This window comes from Proteus sp. MB838 (assembly GCF_054767435.1).
The window spans coordinates 53,836-75,021 of record NZ_BAABMO010000011.1; the positions used below are offsets into that span (position 1 = coordinate 53,836).

The following is a 21,186-nucleotide window of genomic DNA, read 5'->3' on the forward strand; positions in this document are numbered from 1 at the left end:
TGCTATTTGTAAATGAACTTAATGAAATTATTGTTTAAATAATTAGCATGGTAATGCTATTTCATATTAATATGTTAGATTTTAAAACTCTATCAAAAAATAATTATTATATGGGGTTTATAGTAGTTTATTGATTAAGTTTTTATTTGTTGGTGATGTTGGGTTTATTTTTATAAGCATTCTATTTAAAATAATTCTAAAGGATGTATGTGTAAGGTTTATTGTTCTAGTTATTTATTACTTAAATCAAATGACTTTAATTTACAAGATAAGTTACGTTTACCGAGTAGCACTGATATCTATTTATTAACTGAGTTTATTGGTAAAAACGAGGCTGGTGAAAAATGCCTATTAGATTGAGTGTCATAATATGAACAAGGTGAGATTTACGTTTGTTGTATGTTGCTTTTATGTGAACGAATTAACATAGTGTTGAAAATTTGCTATGCTGATAGCCCTTAGCTGGGCATAATTTCACAACCATAGATGTTTTATGCGAGCAAAAGATCCTCTGACCTGGCATCCAACTAGATAGGGTGCAGACAGCCGGGTTATACAAAATGACAAAGAAGCGAGGAGAAAGTCGTGCTAGAAGAATACCGTAAGCACGTAGCAGAGCGTGCAGCTGAAGGTGTCGTTCCAAAACCTCTCGATGCCACACAAACAGCCGCACTTGTTGAGCTATTAAAGTCCCCCCCAAAAGGCGAAGAAGAATTCCTTCTTGATTTAATTGTTAACCGTGTTCCACCCGGCGTTGATGAAGCCGCTTATGTTAAAGCAGGTTTTTTAACGGCTCTCGCAAAAGGTGAAACAACATCACCGCTTATCACGCCAGAAAAAGCCGTAGAATTATTAGGTACTATGCAAGGTGGCTATAATATCCATGCATTAATTGAAGCGCTAGATAACGACAAACTGGCTCCTATTGCGGCAAAAGCACTTTCTCATACCTTATTGATGTTTGATAGCTTTTATGACGTTGAAGAAAAAGCGAAAGCTGGCAACGTTTACGCGAAACAAATTATGCAATCTTGGGCTGATGGAGAGTGGTTTACTGAACGTCCAGAACTTGCTGAAAAAATCACGGTAACCGTGTTTAAAGTGACGGGTGAAACCAATACAGATGATTTATCACCAGCACCAGATGCTTGGTCTCGTCCTGATATCCCATTACACGCTCTAGCTATGCTAAAAAATGCCCGCGAAGGCATTGAACCCGACCAACCGGGTAGCGTTGGCCCGATTAAACAAATCGAAGCACTGAATAAAAAAGGTTTCCCACTGGCTTATGTGGGGGATGTTGTCGGAACAGGCTCTTCACGTAAATCTGCAACCAACTCGGTACTTTGGTTTATGGGGGATGATATCCCTTATGTACCAAATAAACGCGGTGGTGGAGTTGTATTGGGTGGCAAAATTGCCCCTATCTTTTTCAACACGATGGAAGATGCCGGTGCATTACCTATTGAGGTTGATGTTTCTAAATTAAATATGGGTGATGTTATTGATATTTACCCATACAAAGGTGAAATCCGTAACCATGAAACCAATGAGTTATTGGAAACCTTTGCACTAAAAACAGAAGTACTGATTGATGAAGTGCGTGCGGGTGGACGTATTCCTTTGATCATCGGTCGTGGATTGACCTCAAAAGCTCGTAGCGCCTTAGGTTTACCACCTAGCACTTTATTCCGTCATGCCAAAGCAGTGGAACAGAGCGATCGTGGTTTCTCACTTGCACAAAAAATGGTGGGACGCGCTTGTGGTCGTGATGGTATTCGCCCTGGTGAATATTGCGAACCCAAAATGACCTCCGTTGGCTCTCAAGATACTACAGGGCCAATGACACGTGATGAACTGAAAGATTTAGCATGCTTAGGTTTCTCCGCTGATTTGGTTATGCAATCATTCTGTCATACCGCCGCTTATCCAAAACCTGTTGATGTAACCACCCATCACACGTTACCTGATTTTATTATGAATCGTGGAGGGGTTTCACTGCGTCCGGGTGATGGCATTATTCACTCATGGTTAAACCGCATGTTATTGCCAGATACTGTTGGTACTGGTGGTGACTCACATACACGTTTCCCTATTGGTATTTCATTCCCTGCAGGTTCAGGCTTAGTCGCTTTTGCAGCGGCTACAGGAGTAATGCCATTAGACATGCCAGAATCGGTGTTAGTACGCTTTAAAGGTAAAATGCAACCGGGGGTAACGCTACGTGATCTGGTTCATGCCATCCCACTTTATGCCATTAAAGAAGGGTTATTGACCGTTGAGAAAAAAGGTAAAAAGAATATTTTCTCTGGTCGTATCTTAGAAATTGAAGGTTTACCTGAACTTAAAGTTGAGCAAGCTTTTGAGCTAGCTGATGCATCGGCTGAGCGTTCTGCTGCGGGTTGTACGATTAAATTAGATAAAGCACCGATTATCGAATATCTACAATCTAACATTGTCTTATTAAAATGGATGATAGCAGAAGGTTATGGTGATCGTCGTACACTTGAGCGTCGTATTACGGCAATGGAAAATTGGTTAGCTGATCCGCAATTACTTGAAGCAGATGCGGATGCTGAATATGCTGCTGTAATTGAAATCGACTTAAACGAAATCAAAGAGCCTATTCTTTGCGCACCAAACGATCCTGATGATGCTCGTCTATTATCAGAAGTTGCAAACAGCAAAATTGATGAAGTCTTTATTGGCTCTTGCATGACCAATATTGGGCATTTCCGTGCGGCGGGTAAATTACTCGATCAACATAAAGGTCAATTACCGACACGCTTATGGGTTGCACCACCAACAAAAATGGATGCAGCACAACTGACTGAAGAAGGTTATTACAGCGTCTTTGGTAAGAGTGGCGCTCGTATCGAAGTGCCGGGATGTTCATTATGTATGGGTAACCAAGCGCGAGTGGCGGATGGGGCAACGGTTGTTTCAACATCAACACGTAACTTCCCGAATCGTTTAGGTGCGGGGGCGAATGTCTACCTTGCATCCGCAGAGCTTGCGGCAGTGGCTTCACTGTTAGGACGTCTACCAGAGCCACAAGAGTATCTTGATTTCATCAATAAAGTCGATGAAACGGCGGAAGATACTTACCGTTATCTCAATTTTGACCAACTAGAGCAATATACAGATAAAGCAACACAAGTGATTTTCCAAACCACGGTATAACTGAGTTTGATTTTTCACTAAAAATTGATTACAACTGCATTCCAACATATAACGTTGTTCAGCAGTCTGAAACAGGAGGCAATGCCTCCTGTTTTTTTGTTATTTTTGCCATAATAACAATAGATATTTTATATAGAAAAAGGCGACAGCTAATTTAAGGGGCATACACCATGGACTATGAATTTCAGCGTGATCTTACTGGCGGTATATTGGCCCGTTTTTCAATGGATCATGAGGCGATTGGTTATTGGTTAAATGATGAGATCCAAGGTGATATCAGCTTAATCGATCAAATTTTGACTGAGATGGACGAAGTTAAAGGTAGTGAGAAACAGTGGCAATTGATTGGTAAAGAATACAGCTTATCTATTGATGATGAGGAAATTATGGTAAGGGCGAATACTCTCCATTTTGAAACCGATGATTTAGAAGAAGGGATGAGCTACTACGATAATGAAAGCATCGCATTTTGTGGATTAGATGATTTTGCTACTATGCTACAAAAATATCGGTTATTTATTCTGGAAAATAGAAGAAGTTAACAAATCCCATATATTTATTAAATAAATCTGCCACAATATACTATTGGTTGCTATTCTTTTTATTAGGATTATAAGTTTAAAAGGTGGTCTAATGAATGAATTACCTGCGAGTTTAGATGAAGCAACAGGTTGGTTTGTTGCTAATCAAGAACTCTTTATTCAATATGCTGTGAATATCGTTGCTGCATTCTTGATCCTATTTATTGGTCTTTTTGTCGCTAAAATGGTCAGTAAAGGGGTTGCACGAATTTTAACGTTACGCCATATCGACGCAACTGTTGTGACATTCTTGTCTGTCTTGGTGCGTTATACCGTTATTGCATTCACTTTGATTGCAGTATTAGGTCGATTAGGGGTTCAAACAGCTTCTGTTATCGCAGTACTTGGTGCGGCAGGTTTAGCGGTTGGTTTAGCATTACAAGGCTCACTCTCTAACTTTGCAGCGGGTGTTTTAATTGTTATCTTCCGTCCTATTCGTGCTGGTGAATACGTGATGATTGGTGCTGTCGAAGGTACGGTGCGAGATGTACAAATATTCTCGACCACATTACGTTCAGCGGATGACCGGATCATTGTTATTCCAAATAGCAAAATTATCAGTAGTGAGGTTATTAACCTTAGCCGTGAGCCAAATCGTCGTACACAAATTATTGTCGGCGTTGCTTATGATGCTGATATTGATAAAGTCAAAAAAGTGCTCGGTGATGTTGTTGCGCAAGATAAACGTATTCAACATAACCAAGGCGTGACAATACGTTTACATGAAATGGCGCCTTCTTCATTAAACTTTGTGGTACGTGTTTGGACCACCAATGATGATGCATGGCCAGTTTATTGGGATCTTATGGAAAACTTTAAACGCGCGCTAGATGCAAATAATATTGGTATTCCATTCCCACAAATGGATGTCTATATGCATCAAGCACAAAATACCGTGATGAAAGCAGAATAAGCACTATTGTTATAAAACACATCTCAAGAGCCACCGATTAAGCGTGGCTCTTTTATTTTTACCGCTATTAGTTTTTCTTATTATCAATAAGAATGATTCATTTCCTCTAATAACAAAATCCTTTTATTATTTTTCTTAATTTAATGAATAATTATTAGGATATTTTGCATGTTAACAACATTTTTTCAGGGGTTTTTATTAAGTGCAGCAATGATATTGCCCATTGGTGCGCAAAATGCCTTTGTTTTGCAACAAGGTAGTAAAAAACAATACCATTTAATGAGTGCATTTTTATGCGCTTTAAGTGATGTGATATTAATTAGCGGGGGAGTCTTTGGTGGAAGTGCATTACTGAGCCAATCAGAATATCTTTTATTACTGATCACTTGGGGCGGTGTGGCTTTTTTATTGTGGTATGGCTGGAATGCGTTTAAAACCGCTTTTACAAAAGAGATTGAATTATCACAACATAAAAATCAAGTGAAAAGTCGTTGGCGGGTGATTGTAACTTTAGTTGCCGTCACTTGGCTAAATCCCCATGTTTATCTTGATACCTTTGTAGTGCTTGGCAGTATCGGAGGGCAATTATCAGCAGAATTACGTCCTTGGTTTACTTTTGGCGCGGTATTCGCATCGATTAGTTGGTTTTTTGCTTTATCACTACTAGCGGCTTGGTTTTCACCTATTTTAAGCCAAGTGACCGCTCAACGTATCATCAACTTGTTTGTGGGGTGTGTGATGTGGTTTATTGCTCTGCAATTGGCCGCTCAGGGATGGAAAAACCTCTTTTAATCTGAAAGAACTTTACAACAGATATGCTAATGTTGTTATAACTGTAATTTAGTGACAATACCCATACATGATTTTTGTCAGGAGGTTTTTGTGAAAGTAAAAGCAATGGTATTAGCATCCATGTTAGCCCTTGGAGCACCCTCAATCGCTTTAGCCGGGGCGGTACCTGAAGGACCCCATATAACTACATCAGGTAATGCAACAATTAAAGCGACTCCTGATATGGCGACACTTAATATTCAGGTTAGTGAAAAAGCAAAAGATGCAGCTCAAGCTAAAAAACAAGTGGATGAGCGTGTTGCAAAATATTTTGCCTTTTTAAAAGAAAACGGTGTGACGAAAGAAGATATTGATGCTGCCAACATTCGTACACAGCCTAATTATGAGTATGATAAAAAAGCAGAACGTTCGGTGATTAATGGCTATACAGCAACACGAACCGTAGATGTAAAAATCAAAAAACTTGATCAGCTTAATACCTTACTGGATGGGGCATTAGCAGCAGGGCTAAATGAAATTAATAATGTTGAGTTTGGCGTTAATGATCCAGAACAGTACAAAGCCAAAGCACGAGAAGTGGCAATTAAAAATGCCATACAACAGGCAAGTTCAGTGGCAAAAGGGTTTGGTGCTGATTTAGGGGCTGTTTATAGCGTAAGTTATCGCGCACCAGAAGCAACACCTTATCCGATAGCACGAATGAAAATGGATGCTATGGCATTAAGTGCCCCGTCACCGGAAGCAGTAAAAGAGACCTATCAACAACAAAGCATTGAGTTTAAAGATTACGTTGACGTGGTATTTGAATTAAAAACAGCTAAATAATCTTTACCATCAAAAGATAAGATGTATTGGCTCAGCAGTGAGCTGATACATCTATGTTATAGCGCAGGATCTGATTTGATAGTTCTTTTGGGTGCGAAAAGCAGTTATTAAGCTTATATTTTAAAATGATTTTATGTCAGAAAATATTACATATATAAAAAGCATCTTTACTTATTTTCTTGATCAGGCGAATCATTGTTATTTTTATTAACGTTTTGAACTGAAGATGAAGGTTCGGAACTAATTTTTTTTCCATTTTCAATGCGGCGTTTTAAATCAGATGACCGTCTTTCAATATGAGATTTAGTTTTACTTGCACCCGGTGAACCAAAATAGGTTCTATGATCAATAATGGTCTCAATGAACATAAAATCGTCTTGTCCAACAACGGGATCAAAAGTAATTATTAGAAATGGATCATTGTCCTTTGGCTTGGCACGAGTATGAAAGTAAGTTGCATAATATACGCTTTCCTCACCAGAGGCGTTAAAACGTGAAGACTTAATCCTACCATATCTAAATTCATAATTTTCCGTATAAATTTCGACCTCTAAGCCATTCCTCCATTTAGCTATTAATGTGGCAATATCAGCCATTAATATTGCCTGTTTATTTGAAGGATATCCTAAACTTTGGGAAGTCAAATAAAAACTTGCACGGAGATCAACGCCCGAAATAGGTTTTTTTATGATTGGCACCGTGAGATCCTTTCACGTAAGGTTGTTGTTTTGTAGTTGGAATAGATGCAGTAAACTCACCTAAGCTTTTCAGCAGGCTGGCTTGAATATCAGCAGGGGTATTACCTTCTATGTTAGCACTACCACTTTTACGTCCAGCATCAATGGCTAGAGCAACGTTGCGACTTCGACGAATAAAAGTGCTCATCTGAATCTCCTTTTCCTATGTTCATTTATTATACAATATTATGCCCGTTAAATGCCAATAAAACTTAAATTTGCTTCTTCCGGTAGAGGAAAACATCAACTCCTCACTGTGAGTTAAACCGGTTGATGGAACACACTGGTTAAATCCCTTTCTAAGAATAGCGATAATATTGATCAAGAAACAACATCATCAACGTTACTTTTTACTCTTCATCTTGCTTAAGCACTTTACGACCATAATCAAGTAACGCATCCGTTACCTTTCTCATCGTTCTGCTTTCTGGGGCAAAACGGTGCCAATACAACATGCGGCGTTGGCATAATCCTGGCGTTAAATCAATCAATTCACCACTTTTTAGCTCATCGGCAATTTGTAGATGAGGGATCATACAACATGTTGAGCCTTGTTTAGCTAACTGAACAAAGGCTTCGGAAGAATTAACAATATGGCAGGGCACACTACCGGGAGATAAACCGAAGTTTTGCTGTAAGAAAGCCTGATGCATATCATCAAGATGGTCAAATGCGACGGCGGGGGCTTTTAACAGAGATGATTTAGTGACCCCATTAGCAAAATAACGTTGGGCAAAATCAGGGGATGCCACAAAAAGATAGTCTAATGCGCCTAATTGGTCGACTAGACAGCTAGGCAATGCTTGAGGCTGAATACTGATAGCGCCAACCACTTCACCACGTCTTAATCGCTCTTGGGTACGAGTTTCATCTTCTACTTGAATATTAAGCCGGATAGGAAGTTGTGTTAATACCGGGTGCAAAGCAGGCAATAACCAAGTAGCTAAACTATCCGCGTTGACAGCTAAAGAGAGTAAAAGAGGCGTCGAGCCACTATTTTCATCACCTAACCACTGCTCTTCTAACATTTCGACCTGATGCAGTAATGCGAGTAGCTTTTGCCCTTGCTCTGTGGGTTGGGGCGGAACCGTACGTACTAATAAAGGTTGTCCAAATAGATTCTCAAGTTGTTTTATTCTTTGTGAAACGGCAGATTGCGTAATACATAGTTTTTGTGCGGCTCGTTCAAAACCACGCTCTCGAATAACGGCATCAAGGGCTTGCAGGGCCCGATAATCAGGACGTTTCATTGACAGATTCTCTTTGATTTTATGTTCTACTGTGTACTATGCCATATTTTTAGTTTTTATGAGTTAAAATGTTGTGTCTCAAATTTTGATACACCTTGTGCGGATTTTATGGGCACTATGCTATTCTTATTCGATAAATGTGAAAAATAAGGTTTTGTAAATGACTCAAGATGAATTAAAAAAAGCAGTAGGTTGGGCCGCCCTTGAATATGTAAAACCGGGTACTATCGTGGGCGTTGGAACAGGCTCTACGGCTTCTCATTTTATTGATGCTCTTGCAACAATGAAAGGTCAAATTGAAGGGGCAGTTTCTAGCTCAGAGGCTTCAACGGCAAAACTAAAAAGCTATGGCATTCCCGTTTTTGACTGTAATGAAGTTGATTCGCTCGATATCTACGTAGACGGTGCTGATGAAATTAACCATCAAATGCAGATGATCAAAGGTGGTGGTGCGGCATTAACCCGTGAAAAAATCATTGCAGCGGTGGCAAAAACCTTTGTGTGTATTGTCGATGAATCAAAACAAGTGGATGTTTTGGGTAAATTCCCTCTGCCTGTTGAAGTTATCCCAATGGCTCGCTCTTATGTGGCTCGCGAGCTGGTTAAATTAGGTGGGTTACCTGAATATCGTGAAAACGTCGTGACGGATAATGGTAACGTGATCTTAGACGTTTATAATCTCACTATTTTGAACCCTATCGAGCTAGAAAATAAAATTAATAGTATTGCAGGGGTGGTCACTGTCGGGCTTTTCGCTAATCGCGGAGCAGACATTGTATTAATGGGGACTTCTGAAGGTGTGAAAACCATTAAATAACACGATTAAATTGTATCTCTAGTCAGAGATAACAACATCCTCTTAAAGAGAGTGGGAGAACTATATTGTTTTCCCACTCTCTTTTATCTTTCCCCTTAGATAATCAGAATGATGACTTTTTGCAAATTATTTTGAAAACCATAAATTCAGTGATATATATCACACGATAGAGATATCTCTCTTTAAAATGCTGCCATTTTTATTGTCAAAATCATTTTGCTCGGTAGAAAATCACTTTATCTATCGCTTATTCTGTCAACAGTGCAATCGGTTGTATTGCCTCAAAATCTATTTTTGTTATGTTGGTGAAACAGGATTTCGTTTTTATTCATGTAACACAAATAGGGCAGGGTAAATGGTCAAGGTATCTTTGGAAAAAGAAAAGATAAAGTTCCTACTATTGGAAGGTGTACACCAAAGTGCGGTAGAGAATTTAAGAGCAGCAGGTTATACCAACATCGAATATCATAAAGGTGCATTATCGGGAGAAGAATTAAAACAAGCTATCCGTGATGCACGCTTTGTGGGGATCCGTTCCCGCACTCACTTAACAGAAGAAATTTTTGCAGCCGCTGAAAAATTAGTTGCTGTAGGCTGCTTCTGCATTGGTACTAACCAAGTTGACTTAGATGCGGCTGCCCGTCGTGGGATCCCTGTTTTTAATGCACCTTTTTCAAACACTCGTTCCGTGGCTGAAATGGTGTTAGGGGAATTACTGTTATTACTGCGTCGTATTCCAGAAGCTAATGCTAAAGCCCATCGTGGTATTTGGGATAAACAAGCTAAAGGCTGTTTTGAAGCGCGAGGTAAAAAACTGGGGATTATTGGCTATGGTCATATAGGCACCCAGTTAGGGATATTGGCGGAAAGTGTTGGTTTAGATGTCTATTTTTATGATATTGAAAACAAACTTCCTTTAGGAAATGCAACCCAAGTTCGCCACTTATCCGAACTGCTGAATATGTGTGACATTGTTAGCTTACACGTGCCAGAAACGCCATCAACAAAAAATATGATTGGTCACGAAGAGCTATTACGAATGAAGCCAGGCGCTATTCTTATTAATGCCTCTCGTGGAACTGTGGTTGATATTCCGGCATTAGCACAAGCGCTAGAGAGTAAACATTTATCAGGTGCAGCGGTGGACGTTTTCCCAACGGAGCCGGGGGCAAATAACGATACGAACGATCCTTTTGTATCAGAATTAATTAAATTTGATAATGTGATCTTAACGCCACATATTGGTGGTTCAACCCAAGAAGCCCAAGAAAATATTGGTTATGAAGTTGCTGGTAAGTTAGCTAAATATTCTGATAATGGTTCTACATTATCTGCGGTTAATTTCCCTGAAGTATCATTGCCTAGTCATGGTGATGATGTAAACCGTTTACTGCATATTCATGAAAACCGTCCGGGTATTATGAATAGTATCAATAACGTATTTACAGAAGAAAATATTAACGTTGCTGCGCAATATCTACGTACAGCTGGGAATGTGGGTTATGTAGTGATTGACGTTACTACACAAACGAAAGCACAAGCTGAGTTAGTATTGCAGAAACTAAAAGGACTACCGGGTACCATTCGTGCTCGTATGTTGTACTAATATCGCTATTTTTATATTAAGTATAAAGGCTCAATAATTAGAGCCTTTATTTTTATGGTTCATTACTTATCACGGTTTATTGCTGTGTCTGTTGCTGCCACAATTGCTGATAAAGTGTTTTCTTATTTAATAAATCGCTATGTGTACCTTCTTCTAATATACGACCTTTATTAATAACATAAATATAATCTGAAATAGAAATAGCATTAAGTCGGTGAGCAATACAAATTACCGTTCTATTTTTACAAATAGCCGGAAGATTGGCTAAAATTTCCGCTTCTGAGGCATAATCTAACGCCGATGTTGCCTCATCTAAAATAAGAATTCGTGGATCAGGTAAAAGTGCTCTTGCTAGCGCAATACGCTGACGCTGTCCTCCTGACAAATTACTACCTCTTTCACCCACTTGTGTATTAAATCCCTCAGGGAGTTGAGTAATAAAATGAAAAGCGCCGGCTAATTTACTCGCTTCAATAATATCTTCTTCACTACAATCGGGTTTTGATAACCGAATATTTTCCATAATAGTGCCACTAAATAAAAAATTATCTTGTAAAACAACACTAATTGATTGGCGTAAAGTAAGGGGATTGGCAATGGCGAGATCCATACCATCAATATAAATCTGGCCTTGTTGAGGAGTATAAAAACGTTGAATTAAACGTGTGATAGTACTTTTCCCTGAACCCGAGGGTCCTGTAATACCAATAAACTTGCCCGCGGGGATCGAAAAAGAGAGTTGCTCAATCACATCTGGAGTATTGGCTGTATAACGAAAGCGTACATGAGAAAATACTATACTTCCTGCAATATTAGGTACAGTAGCAAGTCCTTGATGCTGATGCTCTGTGGGAGTATTAACGATCTCGCCAATACGACGTATAGAGATGCCTGTTTGTTGAACATCTTGCCAAAGTTGGGCTAAACGTAAAATAGGTTGTGTAATATGGGCGGCAAACATATTAAAAGCCACTAATTCGCCCACACTTAATTGCGCTTTCATAATCAGATTAACACCATGCCACAAGATAATTGCCATAGTAATTTTATGAATAGCCCCAATTAATTGCTGAGCAAATAACGCTTTTTTGGCCGCTGAAAAACGCTTAAGGATATAATTAGTGAGTTTATATTGCCACTTTTCAATAAATTGATGTTCTGTTGCTGTTATTTTTATGGTTTCTATACCATTAATAGCCTCTGTTAATAAGCTCGTATTATCAGCATTTGCTTGATACTCTTGTTCAACCCAATAACGGATCATGGGGCCAAGTATCAGCCAAAATAAAAAGTAAACGACTAATGCTGCTATGGTTATCCAAGTTAATAATACGGAATAAGCAAACATTACTGAAAGAAATACGATAATAAAAATAAAATCCAGTACCATCATCAACGCAGAGCCAGTAATAAACTGGCGAATATGAGCAAGCTCTTGAATACGAGCAATAATTTGCCCAGATTGACGTTGATTAAAAAACTGACTGGGTAGCCGAATGAGGTGTTGATAAATTTTCCCTGAGAATTCGGCACCTAGGGTACAAGAAACAAAAGCATAAAGTTTATCTCGTAATAAAAGATAGATAGGCTCTATAATAGCAAGCAGCACGAGGAGTACCCCTAAAACTTGCAAATTAGAGAGGCTTCTTCCTGTTAATACCTTATCAATAATTTTTTCCAAAATAATTGGATTAACTAAAGCAAATAATTGAATAAAACAAGATAAAATAAAAATTAAATATAATGATTTTTTTTGTTTTAATAGTGATGGAATGCACCACATTAAGCTAAACTTGCTCTGTTTAGGGGTAAATATCTTATTAATAATTAGCAGTGTGGTATAAGTGATTTTTTTATCAATATGATAATGACTCTCTGTGTTAGTGCTTGGGTCAATAATAATTAATTTATCACTTATTCTATTTTTTAGAATATACCAATAACCATTAATTTCGATAAGTGTATCAATAATTATTTTATCTTTATACTCACTTTCACTATTAAAAAATGAAAATTCGCATTTTAAATTGAGTTGTTGAGCGGCTTCTATGATATTTAATTCAGAGAGATTGTCATCATTACCTAAAAAATGAATAAGCTGCTCTTTTTTTAATGTTCCTTTATTTTTTTTTGAAAAATAAATAAGCCCATCAATAATTGAAGGATGAAGAGATGGCGTATTTTCAGTTATATAGTTCATAGATATCTCGCTATTATTTTTCTCTTAATGCTTCATGTTGATAAACTTCTATTGGACTGAGTAAATAATCAATCACTCGACGTTTTTCAATTTTTATATCGGCAACTAAAGACATACCTGTAGCCAGTTTATATTGTGCTTCATCTTCACCCATTACTTGCTTATCAAGTTCAATCAGGACGGGATAAACTAAGCCTAATTGTTCATGTTGTATGGAATCTTTTGCTATATTGACAATGGTACCTTCAATGGTGCCATAACGGGTATAAGGAAAGGCATCAATTTTAATCACCGCTTTTTGACCCGGATAGATAAAACCAATATCTTTATTGAGAATATTCACCTCAGCAACATTATGCTGAGTATCGGGCACTATCACCATCACCGCTTGTGAAGGTTGCAATACGGCTCCTAGGGTATGAACAGCGAGTTGTTGTACTGTACCTGTAACAGGAGAACGAACAATTTTTAATTGTTGACGTTTCTGAACATGATAAAGATTTTGTTGATAAATAAAAACTTCGCTTTCATATTGTTTAAATTTGTCATGCCACTCTAGGTGTTTTTGTTTTTCTAATTTATCGCGATTTTTTATATATTGTTGCTCTTGACTGGATAAAATAACCAGTTCTGATGATTTTCTTTTAATGATTTGATTAATTTCTAATAACTCCTTTTTATTTTCTAAAAACTCCATGGTACTAATGATTTTTTTATCATAGAGTTTTTTCTTTATATTAAAACGTTTTTCAATATTGTTTTTTAATTCATTTAATGAATTGATTTCTTGGTGAGTAAGAAGCTTGTTTTTATTGTTGGTTTCTATTTCAGAGTTAATGTGATTAATACTAGCATCAAATTCATCCTTTTCTTTTTGATAACTTAATAGAATCGCTTCTTTTTTTTCTTTATTTAGTAAATTAAAATCATCAATTGCATCAGGTCGGGTGTTTTGACCTAATGCTTGATAACGAATTTTTAGTAATAATAGATTTTCTATCTTATTTTTTAGATTATTAATCTCCTCATCAACACCTAAAATATCAAGTGTTAATAACGCTTCTCCTTTGGTAACTTGTTGGCCATTTTTTACATGAATGGCGCTTAAGCGACTATGTTCATAAATTTGAATTTGTTGCGAATAACCTGAAACCACTAATTTTCCTATAGCTGAAGAAAGCACATCTAATTTACCTATATATGCCCAGAGTAAAAATATAATCACACTTAATGAAATTATTATTGCAATAATACGACTATAAGGTGTCGGCGGTTTCTCAAGTACGGTGATATGATTAGGGTAAAAATCATAGTTTTTAGGCTCTTTTTTAGTTTTAAAGTAGTGAGCAATCATTTGTTTTATTTTTGATTTCATCATTGTTATCCTTGTTGATGTTGCCAAAGTTTCTTATAAGCGCCATCTTTTCTAATCAATTCATTATGTTTGCCTTCTTCAATTATCTGGCCTTTTTCTAATACAATAATGCGGTCACAGTTTTTTATTGTGGAAAGGCGATGAGCAATCATAATGACGGTCTTATCTTGGGTAATAAGGGGAAGATTTTTTTCGATGATGGCTTGAGACTCACCATCCAATGCGCTGGTAGCTTCATCAAAAATTAAAATTTTAGGGGATGAGAGTAAGGCTCTAGCAATTGCAATACGTTGGCATTGTCCCCCAGATAAAGATCTGCCATTTTCAGCAATGAGTGTGTCGTACCCTAAAGGAAGTTTTAAAATAAACTCATGAGCACCTGCTAATTTAGCTACATGAATAACCTCATCTAATGAGGCTGATGGCTGCGTTAAACGGATATTGTCGAGCACGGTTAAATGAAATAAAAAATTCTCTTGTAAGACAAACCCTATTTGTTGACGTAATACTGCGGGGGGAATTTCACAAACCGGAATGCCATCAAGCTTAACTTGACCTAATTGTGGGATATAAAGCCCTGCGATGATGCGCGCTAATGTACTTTTCCCTGATCCAGACGTCCCGACGATACCAATAGTTTCATATTTATTTATTCTAAATGAAATTTGCCTTACAACAGGGGGGGCATCATGTTGATAACTAAAACTGACATTCTCAAAACTCACTTCACCTTGTAAGGTCATTTTCTTATTGGCTTTTTCTTGCTCTATTGGGAGATTAAGAATGTCTTGTAAATTATAAATAGCCGTTTTGGCTCGGATATACTTTCCCCAAACTTCTATTGCAGAACTTAAAGGTTGTAGACAGTGGTTTAATAGCATATTAAAAGCAATGAGTTGACCTATTGTCATTGCAAGTGAAATGACTTCAAAAGCACCTAGACATAAAAGTATCGCTGTCGTTATTTTTTGTAAAAATGAAACAATGTATTGCGATAAGTTATCAATATTTTGTAATTTTAAATTTTCATTAGTCAGTTGATGGATTTGCGTATGCCACTGTTGTGTAAAACGTGGTTCTAATGAAAGGCTTTTTATTGTTTCTATACCTCCTAGGGTTTCTGTTAAAAAAGCACTATTTGTTGCTGAATATTGATAAAGCTGTTGTACGGTTTTTTCTATTTTAGGGGCAATTAATTTAGCTAAGATAAAATAGAGTGGGATGGTGGCAAGAAAGATTAATGTTAACTTTAATGACAAATAAGCCATAACAAATAGGAAAATAAAGATAAATGAGAAATCAACCAATAACATTAATAAGGTTTTTGTTATAAACTCTCGAATGATATCAAGCTCTTTTACTCGTGTAACAATAATACCTGTTTGGCGAGATTTAAAATAACTGATAGGAAGTTTGAATAAATGATTAGTTAATTTCAAACTTAGCAACATATCAATTTTATTTGCTGTATGATGATAAATATACTCTCTTATCCCCTTTAATACAGATTCTGAAACGGCGACAAAAATAAGACCTATTATTAACACATCAAGCGTGGATAGGGCTTGATGGATAATTACCTTATCCATAATTATTTGCGTAATAATCGGGGAGGCAAGTGCTAGCAGTTGAAGAATTAACGAGTAAAATAATACACTTTGAAATAATATACGATATTTCATAAAGGTTGGGACAAACCAAGTGATATCAAAAAAATGCTTTTCTGCAAAGTCCAGATAGTAATAGTGATTTATACTGTTATTTATTAATCTCTCTTTATTCCATGTCTCCATATTGTCAGTTTGTAGATTATAAATTAGAAATTCATTATTGTTATATTTTAAAAGAATAAATATATTTTTAGAACGATCTAAAAAAATCATAGGGTAGTGTAATTGTTTTTTAAAAATATAATGAATGTTTTTTTTCTTTAGTTTAAAAGCATGTTTTTTTTCTAATGATGCGATAGTATCATCGTATTTATTAATGTTTGGTTTTGTATTATCTAATTGTTTTCCCGAAAGATTAAGAATGATATTAATGCTTTTTATAAATTTCGTACTTTCTCTATTTTTCATATTAAATACAATGTGGTTAAAAATAGAGATTTAACCTTATAAAATAAGATAATAATATAAAAAAACAAAGATAGCGTTAAAAGCTCGTCTTAATTTCTCTGTATCAGTTGTTCATTAAAACGCCATACTTTATCAGGTGTAATAATTTCAGGTAACGGTATATCCCAATCTGCGCTCGGTAACGAATGAACTTGTTGGCATGTGTGAGCAAGTCCCATAGGATAAAATGACTGCCGTTGCCAATTTTCTAATGTTCTATCATAAAAACCTCCGCCCATACCGAGTCGTTGACCGCTTTCATCGAAGGCAACCAGTGGCGTAAAGATAATATCAATATCAGATATTGGAATAATGTTATTCACATTGAGTGGCGGTTCAAAAATATTAAAACGATTTTTCACTAACTGCGTGGTGGGAGCGTAACGTAAAAAAAGTAAATGATGGCGATGAAAAGGGTGTAATACGGGCAGACAAACCTGTTTATTTAAATCCCATAAATGAGTGATTAGGGGAGTAGTATCAATCTCGCCGTCAAAAGAGAGAAATAAGGCAATTGTTTTAGCTTGCTTGACTTTGGGATGATGGAGTACCCGTTCAGAGAGTTTATGTGCAGCATCTTGCTGCTGTGCCACAGTAAGTTGACGGCGTTTTTGGCGGATAGCTTTACGTATCTGATCTCTTTGCTGGAAAACAGGGGGTTGTGTCATGATTAATCCATCAGCAAGGAATTAGTATGAATAAAAATATATCACTTCTATGAATTTATTACATTTTAGAGGTAAAAAAGAGAAAAGCCAAGAAAGATAGGGGCAAAAGAAATAAAAAAAGCTCTAAACATTAAATACTTAATCAGTACTCAGTGTTTAGAACTTGAATTGGGGTCTCCAAGATGCCGTTGTAGGCTGTAACCCTTGAACCCGTGGTCCAAGGTGAACATAGTGCTATCACCATTAGGCTGCCTGAACGAATCAGGTATGCTCACAAGTAATAGATCACCACATTCTATTTTTTTTGAAATATCGGCTCAGGGGACTTACCCACTGACGAACATCTCAGAGAAATTAGGTGGGTGCTGTTAAGCACCTTATCTATGAACTATTGTATTATTTTAATTGTAGAAAGCAACCTATTATCTGTTAATTTCGTGGTGTGCGCATGCTTTCTGAACAAATCTACTTTGATGTTGAAAAAGTGCGATCATGGTGCTTGCCTTGATCGTGTAAAGCTTGTTCAATAGATTGTTGTAGCATTTTTATTTTCTCTTCCATATTGTAGGCATAGTCTCTCGTTTTTAACTTTTCTTCTGCCAACTCATGACTCATATTTAATGCCACGATAAAAATTAAGTGCTCAGTATTGGAAACACCACTGCGTTCTTTGAGATCTTGTAATCGTTGTTCAAGTTCAGCAGCAGAAGCCAGTAAAGCATCTTTTTGTTCTGGTGGGTAATTGACACGTAATGAGCGCCCAAAAATTTGAAGATCAACGGGTTGTGCGGACATGATTCCTTCCTGACATAAAATCTGTGCTACGTGTTTAGTAGTGTATACGGTTATAAGGCAGTATTAAACGCTATTACTGCAAAAATTCCAATGTTTAACATAGCTTAACTGGTACAGTGCGTTCTATTGATGGTAGCATATCTTGAACTATTCCCCTAAATGCGACGTTTATTCTTATGTCAATACAAAACACATTACCAGATTACTCAGCAATTGATTCATTATTACAACAACATGCCGTGCCTTTAACTGCCGCAGAGATGCATGGCCTAATTACTGGGTTTATTTGTGGAGCAGTACATGACAATAGTTGGAAAACTTTGTTACATGAACTGACTAATGAGGGCTTAGCGTTCCCTAAATCGTTATCAGAACCCCTTGAATCACTTTATCACGTCACTCATGAGCAACTTGATGACAGCGTATTTAATTTTTCTATGCTGTTACCTGACGATGCAGAATCTGTTTTTCCTCGAGCTGATGCCCTTGCAGGGTGGGTTAATCATTTTCTATTAGGATTAGGTGTTGCACAACCTAAGTTATCTGAGCATAAAGAGTTGACGGAAGTTATCACTGATTTGCGTAATATTGGTGCATTAGGCTATGAAGAAGATGAAAATCAACAAGAGCTTGAAGATGCACTCGAAGAAGTTACAGAATATGTCAAAGTCTCTGTTCAGCTGTGCTATATCACTTTTGTCGCCTCAAAAGAGACAACAACAGAAAATGATAAACAAGATGAACAACGGACATTACATTAATAATTGCCTTATTAATTAGATAACCAAAAGATCAATAAAGGATAGGAGTGGGTATGAATAAGCAAGAATTTTTATCCCGTCGTCAGGCATTATTAGCTCAGATGAAACCAGCAAGTGCAGCTATCTTTTTTGCTGCGCCAGAAGCACAACGCAATGCTGATAGTGAATATCCCTATCGCCAACATAGTGACTTCTTGTATCTCACCGGATTTAGTGAGCCAGAAGCTATCCTTGTGTTGATTAAAAGTGATGAAACACATAATCATAGCGTACTGTTTAATCGGGTTAGAGATTTAACCGCGGAAATCTGGTTTGGTCGTCGTCTTGGGCAAGAAGCTGCCCCTGAAAAATTAGGTGTTGATAAAGCGCTACCTTACGAAGATGTAGGTGAGCAACTTTATCAATTACTCAATGGATTGGATATTGTTTATCATGCCCAAGGTGAATATGCGTTTGCCGATGAAATCGTCTTTAATGCTCTGGATACCTTAAGAAAAGGCTCTCGCCGTAATTTAAAAGCGCCACAAACGCTTATTGATTGGCGCCCAATAGTGCACGAACTGCGGTTATTTAAATCTGATGCTGAAATTGAATTACTGCGCAAAGCCGGAAAAATTTCTGCGTTAGCCCATACTCGCGCAATGCAAAAATGTCAGCCAGGTATGTATGAGTATCAATTACAAGGGGAAATTGAACATGAGTTTATCTCTCATGGTGCGCGTTTCCCTTCCTATAACAGTATTGTCGGTAGTGGTGAGAACGGTTGTATCTTACATTATACTGAAAATGAAACTAAAATGCGTGATGGGGATTTAGTCCTTATTGATGCAGGCTGTGAATATGAAGGTTATGCGGGTGATATTACGCGAACTTTCCCTGTTAATGGTAAATTTAGCCGTCAACAACGTGAAATTTACGAGATTGTTTTAAAATCACTCAATGTATCCCTCGAATTGTATAAACCGGGTACAAGCATCAAAGAAGTCACTCAACATGTCGTGTATATCATGGTGGAAGGCTTAGTTAAGCTCGGCATTATGCACGGTGATATCGAACACCTCATTGAGACAAAAGCCTATCAGCGCTTCTTTATGCATAGCTTAAGTCACTGGTTAGGTCTTGATGTTCATGATGTTGGACACTATGGCACCGATCGCGATCGTATCTTAGAGCCGGGTATGGTGTTGACTATTGAACCAGGACTTTACATTGCGCCAGATGCAGATGTACCACAAGAGTATCGTGGTATTGGTATTCGCATTGAAGATGACATTGTTATTACTGAAACAGGTAATGAAAATTTAACGGCTATGGTTGTTAAAGATCCTGATGAAATTGAAGCTCTGATGGCAGGAAAAATTTAAGGCTAAAATCAGCATGAATGTGATTATTGTGGGTGGCGGAATGGTGGGTGCAACGTTAGCACTAGCACTTTCTGCATTAAATAAGGGGAATATTTCCATTTCGCTTATTGAAGCGCGAGAGCCAGATAATGGGCATCCCGGATTCGATGCTAGAGCGATCGCTTTAGCGCATGGCACAGCAAAGCGATTAGCACAAATCGGATTATGGTCGGTCTTAAAACCCTTTGTGACACCTATTAATCACGTTCATGTTTCTGATAGAGGCCATTGCGGTTTTGTGAACATAAATGCACAGGACTACGATATTGACGCACTCGGTTATGTTATTGAATTACATGATGCGGGGCGTCAACTGTTTGCACAGTTGAAAAAACAACCCAATATTACGCTATATTGTCCCGCTAAAGTGGAGCATGTTCAGCGCCATCTCGATAACGTTGAAGTGACACTTGATGATGGTACGCAACTTAGCGGTGATTTACTGGTTGCCGCAGATGGTACACATTCACCCATTGGTCATCAATGTCATATTCAATGGCAGAAAACGCCTTATCATCAAGTTGCGGTGATCGCCAATGTAAAAACAGAGATTGATCCCAAAGGTTGTGCATTTGAGCGATTTACACAATTTGGTCCATTAGCAATGTTACCCATGAGCGAAGGGCGTAGTTCATTGGTGTGGTGCCATCCTATTGAAAAATTAGAGCAAGTTTCACAATGGGATGATCAAACAACCATTGCACAGTTACAACGGGATTTTGGCTGGCGTTTGGGTAAGATTGAACAAGTAGGACAGCGTCATTGCTATCCATTAGTTTTGCAAAAAGCACAGCAAATGATCAGCCATCGTTTAGCATTGATAGGTAATGCATCTCAAACCTTGCACCCTATTGCAGGGCAAGGTTTTAATCTTGGTTTACGCGATGTAATGACATTAGCCAATACATTAACCTCGGCCATACAATCAGGTCTTGATATCGGCAGTTATCGCGTATTATCACAATATCAACAGCTTCGCGAACAGGATAGAGAAAGTACTATCACGATCACTGATGGCTTAGTGAAAGTGTTTGCGAATCGTTGTATGCCGTTAATTATCTCCCGTAATCTAGGCTTAATGACGATGGAATTAGTGCCTGCACTTCGTAACAAATTAGCACACCAAACATTAGGTTGGACAAACTGAGCATAATTGCTTTTTA

Annotated in this window: 18 protein-coding genes and 1 other RNA gene; 10 read left to right on the top strand and 9 right to left on the bottom strand. The window is 37.6% G+C overall.

Going from position 1 to position 21,186, the window contains the following annotated elements:
* The first annotated feature begins 585 nt into the window (after window positions 1-585).
* The 5 genes from acnB (at window position 586) to ACYUCW_RS06925 (ending at window position 6,294) form a co-directional block, all read left to right on the top strand.
* The gene (gene acnB / locus ACYUCW_RS06905) at window positions 586-3,183 is read left to right on the top strand and encodes a bifunctional aconitate hydratase 2/2-methylisocitrate dehydratase (protein WP_460408310.1); all 2,598 of its coding nucleotides are present in this window, start codon (window positions 586-588) and stop codon (window positions 3,181-3,183) included.
* Window positions 3,184-3,353: 170 nt separating this feature from the next.
* Complete coding sequence (locus ACYUCW_RS06910) at window positions 3,354-3,725, top strand: YacL family protein (protein WP_004244066.1); 372 nt, start codon at window positions 3,354-3,356, stop codon at window positions 3,723-3,725.
* Between the two features lie 91 nt (window positions 3,726-3,816).
* On the top strand, window positions 3,817-4,677 hold the full coding sequence (gene mscS, locus ACYUCW_RS06915; RefSeq protein ID WP_004248539.1) for a small-conductance mechanosensitive channel MscS: 861 nt from the start codon (window positions 3,817-3,819) through the stop codon (window positions 4,675-4,677).
* A gap of 168 nt (window positions 4,678-4,845) precedes the next feature.
* The gene (argO, locus tag ACYUCW_RS06920) at window positions 4,846-5,469 is read left to right on the top strand and encodes an arginine exporter ArgO (protein ID WP_004244063.1); all 624 of its coding nucleotides are present in this window, start codon (window positions 4,846-4,848) and stop codon (window positions 5,467-5,469) included.
* Between the two features lie 90 nt (window positions 5,470-5,559).
* Window positions 5,560-6,294: an oxidative stress defense protein gene (locus ACYUCW_RS06925; protein WP_004248538.1), complete on the top strand. Its 735-nt coding sequence runs from the start codon at window positions 5,560-5,562 to the stop codon at window positions 6,292-6,294.
* A gap of 167 nt (window positions 6,295-6,461) precedes the next feature.
* On the opposite strand, the gene ACYUCW_RS06930 is transcribed toward ACYUCW_RS06925, so the two are convergent.
* From ACYUCW_RS06930 to ACYUCW_RS06940, 3 genes are all read right to left on the bottom strand, one after another.
* Window positions 6,462-6,992, bottom strand: a complete 531-nt coding sequence (locus tag ACYUCW_RS06930; protein ID WP_004248536.1) for a hypothetical protein — start codon at window positions 6,990-6,992, stop codon at window positions 6,462-6,464.
* On the bottom strand, window positions 6,958-7,179 hold the full coding sequence (locus ACYUCW_RS06935) for a hypothetical protein (RefSeq protein WP_004244060.1): 222 nt from the start codon (window positions 7,177-7,179) through the stop codon (window positions 6,958-6,960). Before ACYUCW_RS06935 ends, ACYUCW_RS06930 begins: the two co-directional genes overlap by 35 nt.
* A gap of 202 nt (window positions 7,180-7,381) precedes the next feature.
* Window positions 7,382-8,281, bottom strand: a complete 900-nt coding sequence (locus ACYUCW_RS06940; RefSeq protein ID WP_004244059.1) for a LysR family transcriptional regulator ArgP — start codon at window positions 8,279-8,281, stop codon at window positions 7,382-7,384.
* Between the two features lie 160 nt (window positions 8,282-8,441).
* Here ACYUCW_RS06940 and rpiA point away from each other — a divergent pair, with 160 nt between their 5' ends.
* Both rpiA and serA read left to right on the top strand, forming a co-directional pair.
* Window positions 8,442-9,098, top strand: coding sequence for a ribose-5-phosphate isomerase RpiA (gene rpiA, locus ACYUCW_RS06945; protein ID WP_004244058.1), 657 nt, complete (start codon window positions 8,442-8,444; stop codon window positions 9,096-9,098).
* A 355-nt stretch (window positions 9,099-9,453) separates the two neighbouring features.
* Window positions 9,454-10,704, top strand: a complete 1,251-nt coding sequence (gene serA / locus ACYUCW_RS06950) for a phosphoglycerate dehydrogenase (protein ID WP_163748239.1) — start codon at window positions 9,454-9,456, stop codon at window positions 10,702-10,704.
* Window positions 10,705-10,780: 76 nt separating this feature from the next.
* Here serA and ACYUCW_RS06955 read toward each other — a convergent pair whose 3' ends face one another.
* The 6 genes from ACYUCW_RS06955 to zapA all read right to left on the bottom strand — a co-directional run bounded on the left by ACYUCW_RS06955 (window position 10,781) and on the right by zapA (window position 17,859).
* Window positions 10,781-12,904: a type I secretion system permease/ATPase gene (locus ACYUCW_RS06955; RefSeq protein WP_163823028.1), complete on the bottom strand. Its 2,124-nt coding sequence runs from the start codon at window positions 12,902-12,904 to the stop codon at window positions 10,781-10,783.
* Between the two features lie 13 nt (window positions 12,905-12,917).
* Complete coding sequence (locus tag ACYUCW_RS06960) at window positions 12,918-14,279, bottom strand: HlyD family type I secretion periplasmic adaptor subunit (protein WP_460408313.1); 1,362 nt, start codon at window positions 14,277-14,279, stop codon at window positions 12,918-12,920.
* A 5-nt stretch (window positions 14,280-14,284) separates the two neighbouring features.
* The gene (locus tag ACYUCW_RS06965) at window positions 14,285-16,357 is read right to left on the bottom strand and encodes a peptidase domain-containing ABC transporter (protein ID WP_036895454.1); all 2,073 of its coding nucleotides are present in this window, start codon (window positions 16,355-16,357) and stop codon (window positions 14,285-14,287) included.
* A gap of 89 nt (window positions 16,358-16,446) precedes the next feature.
* Entirely contained in the window at window positions 16,447-17,064 is a 618-nt protein-coding gene (locus ACYUCW_RS06970) for a 5-formyltetrahydrofolate cyclo-ligase (RefSeq protein WP_004250384.1), read from the bottom strand.
* Between the two features lie 170 nt (window positions 17,065-17,234).
* A non-coding RNA gene (ssrS, locus tag ACYUCW_RS06975) (6S RNA) lies at window positions 17,235-17,419 on the bottom strand.
* Window positions 17,420-17,529: 110 nt separating this feature from the next.
* Window positions 17,530-17,859 (bottom strand): cell division protein ZapA, encoded by a 330-nt coding sequence (gene zapA / locus ACYUCW_RS06980; protein WP_460408314.1) that lies wholly within the window; start codon window positions 17,857-17,859, stop codon window positions 17,530-17,532.
* Between the two features lie 176 nt (window positions 17,860-18,035).
* Here zapA and ACYUCW_RS06985 point away from each other — a divergent pair, with 176 nt between their 5' ends.
* From ACYUCW_RS06985 to ubiH, 3 genes are read left to right on the top strand one after another with little or no spacing between them, the layout of a single operon-like run.
* Window positions 18,036-18,620, top strand: coding sequence for a YecA/YgfB family protein (locus ACYUCW_RS06985; RefSeq protein ID WP_004244047.1), 585 nt, complete (start codon window positions 18,036-18,038; stop codon window positions 18,618-18,620).
* Between the two features lie 53 nt (window positions 18,621-18,673).
* Window positions 18,674-19,984, top strand: a complete 1,311-nt coding sequence (gene pepP, locus ACYUCW_RS06990; RefSeq protein WP_046334650.1) for a Xaa-Pro aminopeptidase — start codon at window positions 18,674-18,676, stop codon at window positions 19,982-19,984.
* Window positions 19,985-19,997: 13 nt separating this feature from the next.
* Window positions 19,998-21,170 carry a 2-octaprenyl-6-methoxyphenyl hydroxylase gene (ubiH, locus tag ACYUCW_RS06995; protein WP_460408315.1) on the top strand — a complete coding sequence of 391 codons (1,173 nt, stop codon included), beginning with the start codon at window positions 19,998-20,000 and terminating at the stop codon, window positions 21,168-21,170.
* The last annotated feature ends 16 nt before the right edge of the window (window positions 21,171-21,186 follow it).